Origin of the sequence: Mucilaginibacter sp., from assembly GCF_041663085.1 — a bacterium.
GTDB lineage: Bacteria > Bacteroidota > Bacteroidia > Sphingobacteriales > Sphingobacteriaceae > Mucilaginibacter.
In genome coordinates this window covers 1-16650 of record NZ_JBAZRC010000106.1, presented here as the reverse complement: position 1 = coordinate 16650, position 16650 = coordinate 1, and the positions used below count along the sequence as shown (strand labels likewise).

Genomic DNA, 16650 nt, shown 5'->3' with positions numbered 1-16650 from the left:
ATTTTTGAAGCATTAATTCAACCCGTCATTGCGAGGAACGAAGCAATCTCCCGATAGAAATGTAGGTTACATATATGTCGATGATTGCCGCGCTATGCTCGCAATGACGCTTTAAATAATAAAGATTGGACTTACACACCACATCCACTACCGACCTGCCAAAAACCGCGGCAGAGATCTTACAATTTGCCGGCGATACCCGCATATTCCTTTTTTACGGCGATATGGGGGCAGGGAAAACAACGCTCATCAAATCGCTTTGCGAAGAATTGGGCGTTAGTGATTCGGTTACCAGCCCTACATTTTCTATAGTAAACGAATATGAAAGCAACAATGGACCGGTTTATCACTTTGATTTTTACCGGTTAAAAGACCAGAGCGAAGCGCTGGATATGGGCTACGAAGAATACTTTTACTCGGGCAATTATTGTTTTATAGAATGGCCCGAGAAGATAGCAAACCTTATTCCGGATAGCTACACCGGCGTGCGCATCCATGTTTTAGATGCAACCTCAAGGCAAATAACAGTTGAAAACATTTCATAATCAAACCTGTTTTTTTCTTATCTTCATCAGCCGGAAAATTAACGTATCATGAGTACAGGGAAATACAGCGGGTTTTCAGATGTTGCCAAACAGGCAATGATGCAGCCTCAGGAGTCGATGCTGGAAGTTAAGAGCAAAAAGAACAAGCTTTACATAGGCATTCCCAAGGAGGTTTCCTTCCAGGAGAACCGCATCCCGCTTACCCCATTATCGGTAGCGTTGCTCATCAACAACGGCCACGAGGTAATGCTGGAAAGCAACGCCGGCCAGGCCGCCAACTTTACTGATACCAATTACAGTGAACAGGGTGCCCAGATAGTTTACGATACCAAAAAAGTTTATGAAGCCGATATCATCATCAAAATAGCTCCGCCTACCAAGGAGGAAATAGAAATGATGAAACCCGGCCAGTTGTTGATCTCTGCCCTGCAGCTATCAACCTTAAAAGCGGATTGCCTGCACGCTTTAATGAAAAAAAAGATAACCGCCCTTTGCTTTGAGCATCTGGAGGACGAAGGCGGATCGCTTACCGTTGTGCGCGCCATGAGCGAAATTGTAGGCGCTACATCGGTACTAATAGCGGCCGAATACCTGAGCAATATTTTTGAAGGCAAAGGCCTGATGCTGGGTGGCATAACAGGTGTGCCCCCAACAGAAATTGTTATTATTGGCGCCGGCACTGTTGGCGAATACGCCGCACGTACCGCTATATCATTAGGCGCCGAGGTAAAAGTTTTTGACCCATCTATTTATAAACTGCGCCGCCTGCAAAATAATATTGGCACGCGGGTATTTACATCTGTAGTGCAGCCCATTGTACTTGAAAAGGCAATTACCACCTGTGATGTGGCTATCGGTGCTATCCGGGCTGATGATGGCCGCAGCCCGCAGATCGTATCTGAGGCTACGGTTAGCCGCATGAAGCCCAACTCGGTTATTATTGATGTAAGCATTGACCAGGGGGGCTGTTTTGAAACGTCTGAAGTTACTAACCATACCCATCCGGTTTTCCGCAAGTATGATGTTATCCACTACTGCGTACCTAATATTGCATCGCGTGTGGCCCGTACAGCTACTTATGCCTTAACAAACATTTTTGCGCCCATATTATTAGATATAGGCGAGCAGGGCAGCCTTAAAAATGTAATCTGGCAAAAAGCGGGTATCCGCAACGCGGTATATATATACCAGGGCCACCTTACCAATAAGCATATGGGCGAGCGCTTCTCTATCCCAAGTAAAGACCTCGACCTGCTGGTGGTATCAAACCATTAGTAGTTAGTAAAAGGCCTTACGCTTTCCGGGTGGTTTATTTCGGGCTGATATTTTTCAGGGATCTCATTGGCGTGGTGTTTCTCGCCGTAGTAATCTATAGCCAGTTCCACCTTGCCGTTATCCTTAATAGTTACTTTAAAAAGCATATCGTAATCTTCTTCATCAAGCCCCACAAAAGGCATTTCTGCACCAAAGGCATTCAGCAACGGCATCAGAGTGTTAGAGTGCCCTATAATTAAAACATTACTCCCTCTAAAATTCTTTAGAATATTTTTGGCAAACTGTTTTACAACAGCCGTATCGGCGTCATACACCCTTGGCAGTAATTTGGCTTTATAAGCCAGTGGCCTGGCTGTTAAACCGGTACGCTTATACCTGGTAACGTATATAGCTTTTATATGATCACCCTTTAACTCTTTAGCTAAAGCTTCGGCACGTTTTTGGCCGGCTACAGTTAAAACAGGGTCGTCATCTTTGGCAATGGTGGTCACTTTTTCGGCGTGGCGTACTATCCATATATTGGTTTTTTGAGCCAAGGCACTAAAATTGCTTAGTAACAGGCAAATTAATAATAACTTAAAAAAGTTGGCAGGTATTATTACATTTTTCATAAAATGGTGTTATCTGTTATTAAGAACAAGGTACTAACAAATATATTCGATTTTTGATATGAAATTTTTTAGCAAAGAATATTTAAAACAGCTATGGAAAGTATTGATCGCCACATTTAGCGGTTTCTCTAATGACAATGGCTTAAAGCTTAGTGCATCATTAGCCTACTATACCGTTTTTTCATTAGCGCCTTTGCTGTTATTAATATTATCCCTTGCGGGCATTTTTTTAAAGGATGATAGTTACAGAAAAGATTTTTACGACCAGATACAACATTATATAGGCAAGCAGGGAACCCTTCAGATTCAAAGCACCATGAATTCGCAGGATATTACAGGCAAAAGCGGAATAGGCCTGGGGATAAGCATCGTTACACTGTTGCTTGGTGCCAGCAGTATTTTTATTGAAATACAAGACTCGCTTAATACTATATGGCGCGTAAAAGCCAAGCCTAAAAAAGGGTGGGTTAAAATGTTGAAAAACAGGTTTCTTTCTTTTTCATTGATTGTGAGCCTCGGCTTTTTATTACTGGCATCCCTACTGGTAAATATTATCATCAGTGCTATTAGTGATAAGATAGTAGCATTTTTGCCCCGGTTATTAGGGAAAAGCATTGCAGGCGTTGTTGGGGAAACATTTTTATTCACCGTTAATTTTGGTATAACACTGCTTGTTATTTCGGTATTGTTCGGTATTATATTTAAGGTGTTACCCGATGTTAAAATAAAATGGAAGGATGTACGATCGGGCGCCATATTTACCGCAATCTTATTCATTATTGGGCAGTATATCATCAGCTTATACATTCAGTATACCGCACAGGGTTCTGTATACGGCACCGCGGGTTCCCTTATCGTAATTTTAGTGTGGATATATTATACAGCCGCAATTTTATATATAGGAGCCGAATTTACACAGGTATATGCCGAAGCTCGTGGCAGCCACATTGAACCGGCTGAATACGCGGTAGTAATACAACAAACCGAAGTAGAAAGGACAACTAAGCGCATGCCTCTGCAGAATCCGGAACTGGAAGGTGCACTTAAATGTGACGACGGCAAGGATGCTAAAAAAATATAATAATGCCTAAGGTACTGACGGTGCAATTAGGCACCTGTAATTTTTGAACCTGGTTAGCCCTGCTGTTATTTTATAAAAAAATAACGTAGCTTTAGCTTCCAATTCAAACCAGGTGTTAGCCGGTCTATATAAATATCCAAAGTTTAAACATATATGGTTTAGCGCCATATTAAGTTGCCTTTTTTTATCGGCAAGCGCTCAGTCTTTTGAGCTTGATAGCGGCCGCAAAAGTGTGAACATTCCTTTCAGGCTTGTTCGTAACATGATGGTGATAAAGCTCAGTATCAATAACAAAGGCCCATTCAACTTTATATTAGATACAGGTGTGGGCCTGATGATCGTTACTGAGCCAAAACTGGTAGATTCGATAAACGTAACCCACAAACGCACCATAAAACTTTCGGGCCTGGGAGAAGGGGATGCCTATGAGGCATATGTAACACCTCCTTTAGATATTGCTATCCCCGGCCTTAAAAGTAATAATGTATCGGCAGCTATATTAAAAACTGATGTTTTTAACTTGTCGGGTTATGTAGGCATGCCTATACACGGGCTTTTAGGGTACGAGTTTTTTAGTTCGCTGGCGGTTAAGATAAACTTTACCGATAGCATAATTAATGTTTGCTACCCTAAAGACCTTAAGCCTTTTAAAAAGAGCCAAAAGGTGCCCATTACTATTGAAGACCGTAAACCATACCTGCTAACCAATGTAAGTTTCCCCGACGGCACCAAATCGCAAAATAAATTTATAATAGATCTGGGCGCAGGGCACCCCATCTCGCTGGAGAATATGCTTCAAAAGCATGGGCTGCCAAAAAAATCTATCCAGGCCAATTTAGGCGTGGCGCTAAACGGGCCCATTACTGGTTACTTAAGCCGGCTTAAAGAAGTTGAGTTAGGGAGTTATAAAATAAAGAATGTGATCACTTCCTTTCCCGATAAAGATTATGTGCAAAGAACATTCAATGTACCGCGTGATGGCAATATCGGCATAGGGATATTAAAACGCTTTAACCTGATATTTGATTATACCAATAACCTGCTTTATCTAAAATCAAACGAAAAATTCAGTCTGCCTTTTGAGCATGATATGAGTGGCATTGAATACTTTATGGCCGGCGATAATCTTGCACATTTAATTATAGGCCGCGTGGCCCCAGGCTCGCCTGCCGATGAGATAGGCCTGATAAAGGATGACGAAATAACATCTATTAACTTTAAACCAGTATCAAAAATGAGCGCTGAAGAGATCGACTCTTATTTCAAAACGGCCGAGCGTAGCCTGCTACTTGAGATTTATCATGATAAAAAGTACGACCGAGTTATCATCTCCTTAAAGCGACGCATATAACTGTTTTTTTATTGAAACGTAACTAATTTGTTGCGTAAGCATTCTCATCAATATAATCCATAATTTTATCCTTGACTTACTAATTAATTTAACAATGAACAAAACTTTACGGGTAAATACATACCTGCAGGTGGCCGTTTTTGCTATAGCAACCATAGCAAGCTCGTGCGCTACAAAAAAGCAAACGGCCGACCGTACCCTCACCTTAAAAACCACAGCTACACCGGGCGGCTCTACCGCTACAGCCACTATAGGCGCCGGTAAAAAAGAAGGCATCAAAAAATTTAGCGATCTGGTTGGGAAAACCAAAGCCGATGCCGGCCTTTTCAATACTTATAAAATTGATGGTAAGTATTATTTTGAAATACCCGATAGCCTTTTAAGTCGCGAAATGCTTGTTGTTACAAGGTTTGTAAAAACACCAACGGGCTTAAAATCTTTTGGCCAACAATATGGCGGCGAAGAAGTTAACAACCAGGTTTGGAAATGGCAGCGCCACGACAAACAGATCTTTGTACGCGTACCAAGCTACTCGGTAAGAGCTGATAGTACCAGTGATATGTACCAATCTGTAAAAAACTCAAACCTTGATGCCATCCTGGCCTCGTTTGATATTAAAGCCTATAACAAAGACACTACCGGTGTATTAATTGATGTTACCGACCTGTATAATGGCGATGTTGCTGCTATTGGCCTGCCAGATAATATAAAAAAGCTTTACAAAATTACAGGAGTTGATAATGCCCGCTCATATATTGACACTATAAAAAGCTTCCCGCTTAATGTGGAGACCCGTACGCTTAAAACATACCGTGCAGCCGAATCGCCAACCGATAATACCAACGGGGCTTTAACCTTTGAGTTGAACACATCTATGCTATTATTACCAAAAACGCCAATGAAAGCGCGTTTGATGGATAGCCGGGTTGGCTTTTTTGGCCAGGGCCAAACAGATTATGGAACCGATGCCCAAAAAGCAGAAGCAACCGCATATATACACCGCTGGAAACTTGAGCCTAAAGATGAAGCGGCTTATTCACGTGGTGAGTTAGTTGAGCCCAAAAAACAAATTGTTTATTATATAGATCCTGCTACACCTAAAAAATGGGTACCATACCTTATTGCCGGTGTTAACGACTGGAACAAAGCTTTTGAAGCTGCCGGTTTTAAAAACGCCATTGTTGGTAAAGAAGCCCCAACCGCTAAAGAAGACCCTGAGTTTAGCACAGAGGATGCGAGGTATAGCGTTTTAAGGTACTTTGCATCTGATGTACAGAATGCATACGGCCCGCATATTTCCGACCCTCGCAGCGGCGAGATACTGGAGAGCCACGTAGGCTGGTACCATAACGTAATGAGCCTGTTGCGTAACTGGTTCTTTATACAAACTGCTGCTATTAACCCTAATGTACGTATGGCTAAATTTACCGATGCGCAAATGGGCGAATTGATCCGTTTTGTATCATCGCATGAAATTGGCCACACTTTGGGACTGCCGCATAACTTTGGCTCGAGCTACGCTTACCCGGTTGATTCGCTTCGTTCAAAATCATTCACAGATAAGCATGGCACAGCACCATCAATTATGGACTATGCCCGCTTTAATTACATTGCCCAGCCTGGCGACGGTGTAACCCACCTGTACCCGCAAATTGGCGAGTATGACCTTTGGTCTGTTAAATGGGGATACAGCTATTTCCCGGGCAAGAAAACACCTACTCAAGAAAAAGAGATGCTGGATGTTTGGACTAAAGAAAAAGCAGGCGACCCATTATACTACTTCGGCAGGCAAGGCACTTCTATCGACCCGCGTTTACAAAATGAAGACCTGGGCGATAACGCCATGAAAGCCAGTACTTATGGTATTGCCAATTTAAAAAGGATATTACCGAACATCGAAAAATGGACCTTTCAGAAAGGGGAGGATTATGACGATGTACAAACCTTATATAACGAAGTTATTGGCCAGTATAACCGTTACATAGGCCACGTTACCATGAACATTGGTGGCATGAACGAAAACTTTAAAACGTACGATCAAAAAGGCCCGGTTTATGGTTTTATAAATAAAAACCTGCAGCATGATGCGGTTGTATTTTTAAACCAGCAGGTATTTACTACACCAAAATGGCTTATAAACGGAGAAGAGCTGAGCAAATTTGATAATGGCGTTATTATAGGCCGGATTAAGGCTTTACAGGTTAACTCGGTAGCAAATGTGCTGAATGCATCGCGCATGGCCCGTATGTTTGATAACCAATCAAAAAATGGTGCAGCTGCTTATACCGTTGCCGATATGTTTAATGACCTGCGCGGCGGTATATTTACCACCGGTACACCTGACGAGTTTAAGCGTAACCTGCAGCGCGGTTATGTTGACAGGTTGAAAAGCCTGCTTAACGAAGACGCAAGCCCAAGTTTCCCTGGTGCTACACCAGCACAGTTAGCCGGTATTGGTTTAACGCCTATAAATATTGCCCTGTCTGACATCAGGCCAATGGTACGTGCCGAGCTTACTAAAATAAGCACAGCCCTGCCAAAAGGAGGCGACGCGTTAACCACAGCGCATTACGCCGATTTGCGTTTACGTATAAAAGAAGCACTGTACCCAACCCGCCCTGTAGTTAATATAGCAGGCGGCGGTGCCCCGGGCCGTTTAGCTGACGATGCCCCGCAGGCAGATACTGATTGCTTCCCGCAAACAAAATAATATATTACCTTTTATAAGGCATAAAAAAACGCCTCTGCTATTAGCGGAGGCGTTTTTTTGTATTTGTAATATTATTCAGAAGCCGCTGGTCGCGGGCAGCGGGTATTATTTAAGTTGACTTATATTTTCAAAAAAAGCCGTTTGCAGATCTAATAAAGTTTTAACGCTTACTTTCTCTCCATAAGTATCAAAGCATAAAAATTTTGCCTTGGCGTGATCATCATCCTTCCATTTTTCAAAAAAATTAAAGGTTTCAAAAAAATAATGATTGGTGGTTATCTTACTTTTTTTATGCGTTTGCGACGTATTTAGCCTAAAGCCAATAGCATCGATCCACTTATGCACTTTATTATGCAATGAGCCTTTAAAATTATTCATAGGTTAAATGTTTTTAATGTTTAACGAAAAAAGCACATCAAATGTTTCGTATTGAATATAAGGGTTTTAAACATAGGTTGATAGTCAATGTGGATATCTGCAACCCTTTCCAGTCACTATAAAGAAAATTATTTCCGCACAAATTAATTTTTGAAACTAAATGAGTACAACCCCGTACAAGTTGATAACACTCACAAAATAAGTATGAAAAAAAATAGACTTTTAATAATTGCTATAGCATTTGGCCTTCTAAGCGTAAGTGCCTGTAAAAAATCTACAACCCCGGGGCCACAAGGTGTGGCAGGCGAAAAAGGAGATAAGGGTTCTACCGGTGCTACCGGCGCAGCTGGGCCACAAGGGGCTACGGGTGCTACCGGCCCACAAGGCCCGGCCGGATCTACCGGTGCAACGGGCGCTACGGGTGCAACAGGCCCGCAAGGCCCCACAGGTGCAACCGGCGCTACCGGGGCAACGGGCGCTACCGGGGCAACAGGCCCGCAAGGCCCCGCCGGGCCAGCTGGCCCACAAGGCCCTACAGGCCAAAATGGTCAGGATGGTGCAAACGCACAAAGCTTTTTATTGCTAAATAAAAGTGTCACTTTAACGGGTTTAACCCGGTTTTCAATACCGGCAATAACGGCAGATGTTGTTAACAGTGGTATAGTACTAGTGTACTTTAGAGTGAGCGGCACAACTACCGGTTATTATGCTTTGCCATACGCCGAAGCCGACCGTACACTTGCCTTATCTAACTATGGCGTTGGCTATGTAGATATCAAGGCCAACTTTACAGGCTCGAATTTAGATTTCAGGGTTGTTGTAATATCGGGTACATCACTCACTACTTTATCTGTAACACACCCTGGTTTAAACGTTAGAAACTTTAACCAGGTGGCATCAGCCTTTAGGTTGAACTGATATATTAAACATTTGTATATAAATACGTACAGTTTTATAATTAAAAATTATAAAAAGCCCTGCATTTGCAGGGCTTTTTATTTGGTAGTGTAACAATTCTATTATTTACATATTTAAATATGTAACAATGCTATGATTATTAAATATATAAACCGAATAAAGTGAACATTTGTACAATATATGCTTGTACAAGCATGTATAACATACCCTTACGTTATTAAAATATCATGAAGTACCTTTATTTAATATTAGCATTTGTTTGCTTAAATATCTCCATATCTGCCGCGCAAACCGCACGGCCGGTAAGTGGCTCTGTTGTGGATACTACCAAATTAACCCTTCCGGGTAGTAATGTTAAAATACGCACCGAGCTTGGTGATAGCAGCGTTACCATTGCCGATGTTAACGGTAAGTTTACCTTTCCATCGGTAAAAGGAAATAAGATAACATTAACCGTAAGTTCAATAGGTTTTGAAGGCCTGATCAAGCATTATACTTTGCACGGCGATGGAAAGCCTGTTGTGCTTGACCCTATAGTGCTAAGATCGGCAACCAAACAACTTGGTGTAGTTACCATTGTGGGCGTTAACCCGGTGGTTTTTAAAGAAGATACGGTTCAGTATTCTGTAGCGGCCTATAAAGTACGCGAAAATGCGCCTATTGAGGATGTGCTTAAAAAGATACCCGGTGTAGATGTAGCTACAGATGGTACGGTATCATCGCAGGGTAAGCAAATTACCAAAGTGCGTGTAAATGGTAAAGATTTTTTTGGGGGTGATGTACAAAGCGCTACTAAAAACCTGCCTGCAGATGTAATTGAAAGTGTACAGATAATTGACGATTACGGCGACCAGGCAAACCTTACCGGTGTAAAAACCGGCGAGCCAAATAAAATATTGAATCTTACCATCCGTAAGGATAAAAATTACGGATATTTTGGCCAGGCAACTGCCGGCGATGGCTCAGATTTGCTACCTAAAGAACCGGGTGTAACTAACGCTAACCGTTACATAGGCTTGTTGAATTTCTTCAAGTTTAAAGGCGATCAGCAGATCTCAGTACTTGGTAACCTTAATAACACCAACGTTAACACTTTTAGCTACGGTAGTGCCACAGGCGGCGCTGCGGGCGGTGGTGGTTTTGGCGGCGGCGGTGGCCGTGGTAACGCGTTGCGTGGCGGTTCTACGGGTTCTACTACCAATGCGAATGGTATAACAAATGCCCGTTCTATAGGGTTAAACTTTAGAGATCAGTGGGGTAAAAACTTATCGGTATATGGTAGTTATAGCTTTAGTAATAATACTACTTTTACCAATTCTACCACGTTACAAACCAACAGCTCGGCCAACCCAAGTACCAGCACCCAGCAAAGCCAGGAAACCAGCACACCAACCAACCACAGGTTTAACTTTAACTTGGAGTGGAAGCCCGACACCCTTAACTATTTAAAAGTTACGCCTACATTTAGCTATGCAGGTACTGACGTAAACAGTGTTGACAATCAATCGTTAATACGCGACAATGTTACCAATCTGGCTTATACATCAACCACCATTAGTACCTCAACTGCTCCAAATTATGGCTTAACAGGTTTTTTTAACCATCGTTTTAAAAATAGCAAGCGTAATTTAAACATTGGTTTTAATGCAAGCACCAATAAAAATAATGCGTATGATAATCCTATTAATAACTATACAGTAGGTATCCCAACCGCACCGGAGAACCAGGTGATTTACACCGATAGCCGTACAAATACTTATGGTGTAAACTTATCATATCAGGAGCCTATTGGTAAGGTATCATTCCTGGAGTTTAATTACGCACTTAATCATACCTTTACATCGAGCGATAAAGAAACAGATACCCTTTACACTTCAACGCCTGATTTGTATCACAGGTACGACCTGTTAAGCAATAATTATAATTATACATTTACTACAAACCGTTTTGGCCTTAACTACCGTATTGTTGAAAAAAAGTACAACTTAACCCTGGGTGTTGGTGGCCAGCCATCAAAACTTGATGGCATAAACCTGATGAATAATGTATCTACAAGCGTGTCTACATTTAATATCATCCCGGCAGCAAGTTTTAACTACAATTTCAGCCGCAGCCAATCGTTACGCTTTAATTACAACGGCAGTAGTAATCAGCCTGCGTTTAACCAGCTGCAACCCGTTACCGATTTCTCTAATGCGTTGTACCCGGTACAAGGTAATCCTAACCTGAAACCAGAATTTACGAACAATGTATCGTTACGTTATAATGCATTTAGTTTTCAAACAGGCAATATCTTCCTGATAGGTTTAAACTATACCCAAACCGATCATAAAATAGTGCAGAATATTATTAGCTATGCACCTAAATTTACCGCTGCAACCTTAGCGGCAGATCCTTCTTTAAAAAACTATCAAAACACAACGCTAATCAGATATTTAAATTCAGATGGCTACTATTCTGCCGGTGCTAATTTCCTTTACTCGAAACCATGGAGCGAACGTAAGTATACTTTAATATTTGGTGGGCAGGTAAACTATACTAATAACATTGGCTACTCGCAAAGTGTTGATGCTGAAAACAATATTACACCTATTGAAAAAAATATTGCTAAAACTTTAACTTTTGCGCCGCAATTGCGTTTTAGAACGAATATTACAGATGTGATAGATGCAGAGATATTCTCCAGATATTCGCTGAATAAAACCGACAATTCTTTAAACACGCCGTTAACCAATCAAAATACCAATATCCGCTCTCTTGATCTGGGGATCAACGGAAAAAACTACGTGTGGAAAGACTGGACCTTAAGCTACGATTATACCAAAACATTAAACTATGGGTACTCAAGCAGTATTAATATTAAAAACCCTAATATTTTTAATGCTTATGTAGAGCGCAGGTTTTTAAAAGACCACCGTGGTACCTTACGTTTTGCAGCATACGATTTATTTAACGAGAATACAGGTTTCTCTACCGTTACCAACGGTAGAACTGTTACACAAACAAATGTAAACAGGCTTGGCCGTTATTACCTGTTAACCTTTACTTTCCGCCTGCAGAAATTCTCGGGCAAGGCACCGTCTAATCCCGACAGGGGCTTTAGGGGCGGCGGTGGCCCGGGTGGCCCTCCTCGGGGCGGTGGTGGCCCAATGTAAACCATATAAAAAACAAAAGCCATCCGTTAATTAACGGATGGCTTTTTTATGCTTTATATTTTTTTGTTAATGAACCAGTACAGAGTTGATAACCCTTTCCAGGTCTTCCAGGTCAAACGGTTTGGCCAGGTATGATTCGGCACCTGCATGGTCGGCAAGTAGTTGAATATCGCTGTTGGCAGAAAAATACACTACGGGGATCTGCTTTAGTGTTTCATCTTTTTTTAGGGTTTGGGTAGCATTAATGCCCCCCACATCAGGTATCCAGTTATCCATCAATATTACATCGGGGAAAATACCGGCAACTTTTTCAATAATATCATTGCAATCTGTAAAGGTGTGAACCTCCCATCCCTGCTCTTCTAAAATATAACTACAAATAGATAGGATGTCCTCATCATCGTCAAAAATGATGATCTTTTTTACTTTGTCGTTCATGGGTAATGTAGAGGGGTGAAGCTATAAATAAGTTTTAAAAAAAGCAAATTTTTTAATTAGAGATATAAAAGGCATGAACCGGTTAAGCGCGGGGTATAATGCTAATTAAAATAACGCCCTCCATAACTATTAACGAAGGCCTGTTTGTGCCAGTAGTTTTAAAATTCGCTTCTCCCTTATAAGCTGTGCTATAAAAAAACAGATAACCGCTGTGAGAAATATCCATTCCGAATATATTACCAACCAATAAGTAAGGGGCGCACTGATAACTGCCCATTCAATTATAAGTTTTAACCTAAGGTGTTTTGTGTTATGGTTCATCAGGATCAGATCAAGCAATAACATGCCTATTAAAAGGCCTGTAAAGAAAACCCCGCCGTATAGCACAATTGTAAGCAGCACCATAATAAGCAATTGCGGAAGCGCCGAGATACCTGTTTTAAGTACTTCACTTATTATTACAAACAGGTATGTGCCTGTTGCTATACCCACAACGTTTATCCAGTTTGTGAAGTATATTTTAAACTTAAGTGTAATAGCACCTGTTATGTTCTGTTCCTTTTCCATTACCCTGCCCAACCGTCTCTGTCCAGGCTCCTAAAATGTATGGCTTCGGCCAGGTGTTCTAATAATATTTCGTCACTACCGGCTAAATCGGCAATGGTGCGGGCAACTTTTAGTATACGGTCATAAGCGCGTGCAGATAAGCCCAGTTTCTCCATAGCCTTTTTTAACAGCGTTTGTCCGGCAGGTGTTATCTTGCAAATATCCCTTACCATTTGCGGGCTCATTTGTGCATTGGCATGCAAATCGGGCCGTTCACCGAAGCGCTGTATCTGTACTTCGCGGGCTTTTATCACCCTTTCGCGTATCAGTTCACTTTTTTCGGCCAGCCGTTCTGATGATAGCTCATTAAAATTTACCGGCGTTACTTCCACATGCAGGTCAATCCTGTCAAGCAGCGGACCCGAGATCTTACTCAAATATTTCTGCACCATACCCGGCGGGCAAATACATTCTTTTTCGGGGTGATTATAGTACCCGCAAGGGCAGGGATTCATAGAAGCAACTAGCATAAAGCTGCTGGGGTAATCAACCGTAAACTTGGCTCGTGATATAGTTACCCGCCTTTCTTCCAGCGGTTGGCGCATTACTTCAAGCGCGCTGCGTTTAAACTCCGGGAGTTCATCCAAAAATAATACGCCATTGTGTGCCAGCGAAATTTCACCAGGCTGCGGGTTAGTGCCGCCGCCAACCAGTGCTACATCGCTTATGGTATGGTGTGGCGAGCGGAATGGCCTTGTGGTTACCAACGCATCGGCAGCCGAAAGCTTCCCTGCTACCGAATGGATCTTGGTGGTCTCTAACGATTCGTGCAGGCTTAGCGGTGGCAATATAGATGGCAGCCTGCGTGCCAGCATGGTTTTACCAGCCCCGGGCGGGCCTATCAGTATCACATTATGGCCGCCTGCCGCGGCAATTTCCAGGGCACGCTTAATATTTTCCTGCCCACGCACTTCGCTAAAATCACTGTCGTAAGCGGTAAGGCTGTTGTAAAATTCATCGCGGGTATTAACAACCTCCGGTTGCAGGGTGGTGTCGCCATTAAAAAAGTCGGCTACCTGTTTTATATTTTCAACACCATAAACCTCAAGGTTATCTACAATGGCGGCTTCGCGGGCGTTTTGTTTGGGTAATATAAATCCCTTAAAACCTTCTTTACGGGCCTGTATGGCAATGGGCAACGCGCCTTTTATGGGTTGCAGGCCGCCATCAAGCGAAAGCTCGCCCATGATGAGGTATTTGTCCAGTTCTTCGGCTTCTATCTGGCCGGATGCGGCTAAAACACCCGTAGCAATGGTGAGATCGTACGCTGAGCCTTCCTTTTTGATATCGGCTGGGGCCATATTCACAACAACCTGCTGGCGTGGCATGCGATAACCACAGTTTTTAAGTGCCGATTCTATCCTGAAATAGCTTTCTTTAACGGCTACATCTGGCAGGCCAACAATAAAATATTTGGTACCCGCCGCAATATTCACTTCAATTGTAATGGTAATAGCCTGGATACCATAAACCGCACTTCCAAAGGTTTTAACTAACACGTGATAGAGTTTTGTTATGCGAAAGATATAGAATTTATTTGAGGGGTGGAGGAGATTTTTGTTTCTCGCAGAGATCCGAGTGATAGTTGCACTCTATTTTAAAGCACTTTATAGGGAGATACTATTAAAAATGAGCATTGCCTTTGACCAGGAGTTCTCCGCTTATACGCGCACAATGCATTGAGCCGGGCCGGTCTCCGCTGCCTCCCTAATGCGGAGCGGCTGTTTAACAGCCTATTACCCGTTTAAACACATAACATTTTCTAAGTGTATCTGTAACACTTAGCGTACAACCTCCGTCATATTATTACCAAAACGTTAATACAATGATATCTACTATGAACTATAACCAGCCTCAAACGGGTGAAAATATAGAAATGACCGGCACACGCAAGAGTGTGATCCTGAGTACTGAATGCAGCGGAGGCCACCTTACTATTATTGAAGAAGAGATAAGTGTAGGCGCCTGCTCTACACCCCATGTTTCCACCCGCGAAGACAAAGTGATTTTTGTTGCCGATGGCAAGTTTATACTGTTTGCCGATGGCGAAAAATACGAAGCCGAAAAAGGATGCAATATTTTTATCCCACGTGGTGTGTTGCATAACTTTAAGAATGCAGGCACCCAAACCGGTAAATTGCTGATAACTATTACTCCTTTTGGCCAGGAAAACTTTTTAAAAGACCTGTGCCTTAGCGTTAAGGTATTTGGGAAAGACCCTGCTGTAATGCGCGATGTGGCTAAAAGGAATGGAGTAGTTTTGGCTTAAGTTATAATAGCCGGGGCATAAGTATATTTAATAAAAAAGCACAGAGGCCTAAATAAATAGGTGCTGTGCTCTTTTGTTATATGTGGTTATACTATTATCTGATAAAGCAAAGGCCACAGGCAAATATTACATTTACCAGCAACACTACCGAAAACAGGTTTTTGTTATGTACACTGATGGTTGCCAAACGGGCGTTCAATTTTTTGAACATGCGGTTATTAAGTAGTATAAAATGATTGATCAGCAGGAAGCCTACAGCGCCGAATAAAATGGCTACATAAGCTGTCATATCCACTTTTAGCCAATTAGCGTTTACCAAAAGTTTGGTGAACAGCATGGCATTTGTTAACACCACAACCAGCAAAAAGCTTACATTGAACAATGATTTAAACTGGGGCAATGTACCCTGACCAAAATTTTTGAAGCTCCATCTGCAAAACTTTACATAAATGGATTGATAGGCCTTTGTCATGATGCTAATAAATTAAGTGAACAGATCGGGTTAATTCTCACAACAACCATCCGGGTTATTGTATGGTTCAATTATACGAAAAACATTTTAAAAAGATATATTGTTTTGAATTATTTTAATTATCAAAATTTAATATAGGTTAAAATCAATTTTTCGGAACTAAATTACACCGAGATTTAAATTTAGACATTCAATTAAATAGAAGGTTTAATCAAACTCCGCGAGCAGATTAACATTAGGGTCAACCTTTATAATGGGCGTATCCGATGCCACAGGTACAATAAAGGTGGCAGCATTGCTCTTTACTTCTGTTTTGTATAGCTTGCCATCAACCAGGCATTCCAGGGTAAACTGATAAGGTTTTTCCTGTAGTTGAGCTATGTGGAAAGCAACGGTTTTATCAGCTGCGTTATAATCACGGGTTATTTTTAAACGCGGGTGGCCGGCTTCGTGCAGCCACTGGTTAAAAAACTGTTTCAGATCGGTACTGCTGGCGTTTTCCATTACTATTCTTAGGTCTTCGGTATTAGCGTTGCTGCCGTTGTATTGTTTATAATAAGCCGTAATACCTTTCCAAAAGGCTGTATCGCCAATTTTACGGCGCAGCATGTGCAGCACCCAGCCGCCTTTTTGGTAAGCGTTATCATTCAGCATATTGATCATTGGTCCCTTAAAGGTTGAATCGACTACGAGAGCAATGTGCTTTTTCTCAAAATTGAATATGGCTTTCCTGTCGGCAGCGAGGCGGCTCTTTAGGGTATCGGCCCCATAAGTACCTTCCATATACAGGTTGGTCATGTAGGTAGCAAAGCCTTCGCTAAGCCATACATGCCACCAGCTT

15 protein-coding genes are annotated in these 16650 nt (G+C 42.0%); 8 read left to right on the top strand and 7 right to left on the bottom strand.

What is annotated here, in order from left to right:
• Positions 1–125 precede the first annotated feature (125 nt).
• Both tsaE and WC615_RS16920 read left to right on the top strand, forming a co-directional pair.
• Positions 126–545, top strand: a complete 420-nt coding sequence (gene tsaE, locus WC615_RS16925) for a tRNA (adenosine(37)-N6)-threonylcarbamoyltransferase complex ATPase subunit type 1 TsaE (RefSeq protein ID WP_372979258.1) — start codon at positions 126–128, stop codon at positions 543–545.
• 48 nt (positions 546–593) lie between these two features.
• Positions 594–1820 (top strand): alanine dehydrogenase, encoded by a 1227-nt coding sequence (locus WC615_RS16920; RefSeq protein WP_191175430.1) that lies wholly within the window; start codon positions 594–596, stop codon positions 1818–1820.
• On the opposite strand, the gene WC615_RS16915 is transcribed toward WC615_RS16920, so the two are convergent.
• A complete protein-coding gene (locus tag WC615_RS16915) occupies positions 1817–2431 on the bottom strand; it encodes a histidine phosphatase family protein (RefSeq protein WP_372979257.1) in 615 nt (204 codons plus the stop codon). The genes WC615_RS16920 and WC615_RS16915 overlap by 4 nt on opposite strands.
• 58 nt (positions 2432–2489) lie before the next feature.
• Between WC615_RS16915 and WC615_RS16910 the strand changes: the two genes are divergently transcribed.
• From WC615_RS16910 to WC615_RS16900, 3 genes are all read left to right on the top strand, one after another.
• Positions 2490–3512: a YihY/virulence factor BrkB family protein gene (locus tag WC615_RS16910; RefSeq protein ID WP_372979256.1), complete on the top strand. Its 1023-nt coding sequence runs from the start codon at positions 2490–2492 to the stop codon at positions 3510–3512.
• Positions 3513–3624: 112 nt separating this feature from the next.
• Positions 3625–4863, top strand: a complete 1239-nt coding sequence (locus tag WC615_RS16905) for an aspartyl protease family protein (protein WP_372979255.1) — start codon at positions 3625–3627, stop codon at positions 4861–4863.
• 94 nt (positions 4864–4957) lie between these two features.
• Positions 4958–7573 (top strand): zinc-dependent metalloprotease, encoded by a 2616-nt coding sequence (locus WC615_RS16900; protein ID WP_372979254.1) that lies wholly within the window; start codon positions 4958–4960, stop codon positions 7571–7573.
• A gap of 105 nt (positions 7574–7678) precedes the next feature.
• On the opposite strand, the gene WC615_RS16895 is transcribed toward WC615_RS16900, so the two are convergent.
• Positions 7679–7951: a hypothetical protein gene (locus WC615_RS16895; RefSeq protein ID WP_372979253.1), complete on the bottom strand. Its 273-nt coding sequence runs from the start codon at positions 7949–7951 to the stop codon at positions 7679–7681.
• Between the two features lie 204 nt (positions 7952–8155).
• On the opposite strand from WC615_RS16895, the gene WC615_RS16890 reads away from it, so the two are divergent.
• Both WC615_RS16890 and WC615_RS16885 read left to right on the top strand, forming a co-directional pair.
• Positions 8156–8869 (top strand): hypothetical protein, encoded by a 714-nt coding sequence (locus WC615_RS16890; protein ID WP_372979252.1) that lies wholly within the window; start codon positions 8156–8158, stop codon positions 8867–8869.
• A gap of 227 nt (positions 8870–9096) precedes the next feature.
• Positions 9097–12024 carry a TonB-dependent receptor domain-containing protein gene (locus WC615_RS16885; RefSeq protein WP_372979251.1) on the top strand — a complete coding sequence of 976 codons (2928 nt, stop codon included), beginning with the start codon at positions 9097–9099 and terminating at the stop codon, positions 12022–12024.
• 66 nt (positions 12025–12090) lie between these two features.
• On the opposite strand, the gene WC615_RS16880 is transcribed toward WC615_RS16885, so the two are convergent.
• The 3 genes from WC615_RS16880 to WC615_RS16870 all read right to left on the bottom strand — a co-directional run bounded on the left by WC615_RS16880 (position 12091) and on the right by WC615_RS16870 (position 14567).
• Positions 12091–12462: a response regulator gene (locus WC615_RS16880; RefSeq protein WP_372979250.1), complete on the bottom strand. Its 372-nt coding sequence runs from the start codon at positions 12460–12462 to the stop codon at positions 12091–12093.
• 129 nt (positions 12463–12591) lie between these two features.
• Complete coding sequence (locus WC615_RS16875; protein WP_372979249.1) at positions 12592–13029, bottom strand: hypothetical protein; 438 nt, start codon at positions 13027–13029, stop codon at positions 12592–12594.
• On the bottom strand, positions 13029–14567 hold the full coding sequence (locus tag WC615_RS16870; RefSeq protein ID WP_372979248.1) for a YifB family Mg chelatase-like AAA ATPase: 1539 nt from the start codon (positions 14565–14567) through the stop codon (positions 13029–13031). The genes WC615_RS16875 and WC615_RS16870 overlap by 1 nt, the downstream gene beginning before the upstream one ends.
• A gap of 326 nt (positions 14568–14893) precedes the next feature.
• Here WC615_RS16870 and WC615_RS16865 point away from each other — a divergent pair, with 326 nt between their 5' ends.
• Positions 14894–15337 carry a cupin domain-containing protein gene (locus WC615_RS16865; protein ID WP_372979247.1) on the top strand — a complete coding sequence of 148 codons (444 nt, stop codon included), beginning with the start codon at positions 14894–14896 and terminating at the stop codon, positions 15335–15337.
• A 94-nt stretch (positions 15338–15431) separates the two neighbouring features.
• Here WC615_RS16865 and WC615_RS16860 read toward each other — a convergent pair whose 3' ends face one another.
• Complete coding sequence (locus tag WC615_RS16860) at positions 15432–15809, bottom strand: hypothetical protein (RefSeq protein WP_372979246.1); 378 nt, start codon at positions 15807–15809, stop codon at positions 15432–15434.
• A 207-nt stretch (positions 15810–16016) separates the two neighbouring features.
• A partial coding sequence (locus WC615_RS16855; protein WP_372979245.1) for a M1 family metallopeptidase occupies positions 16017–16650 on the bottom strand: 634 nt, incomplete at its 5' end.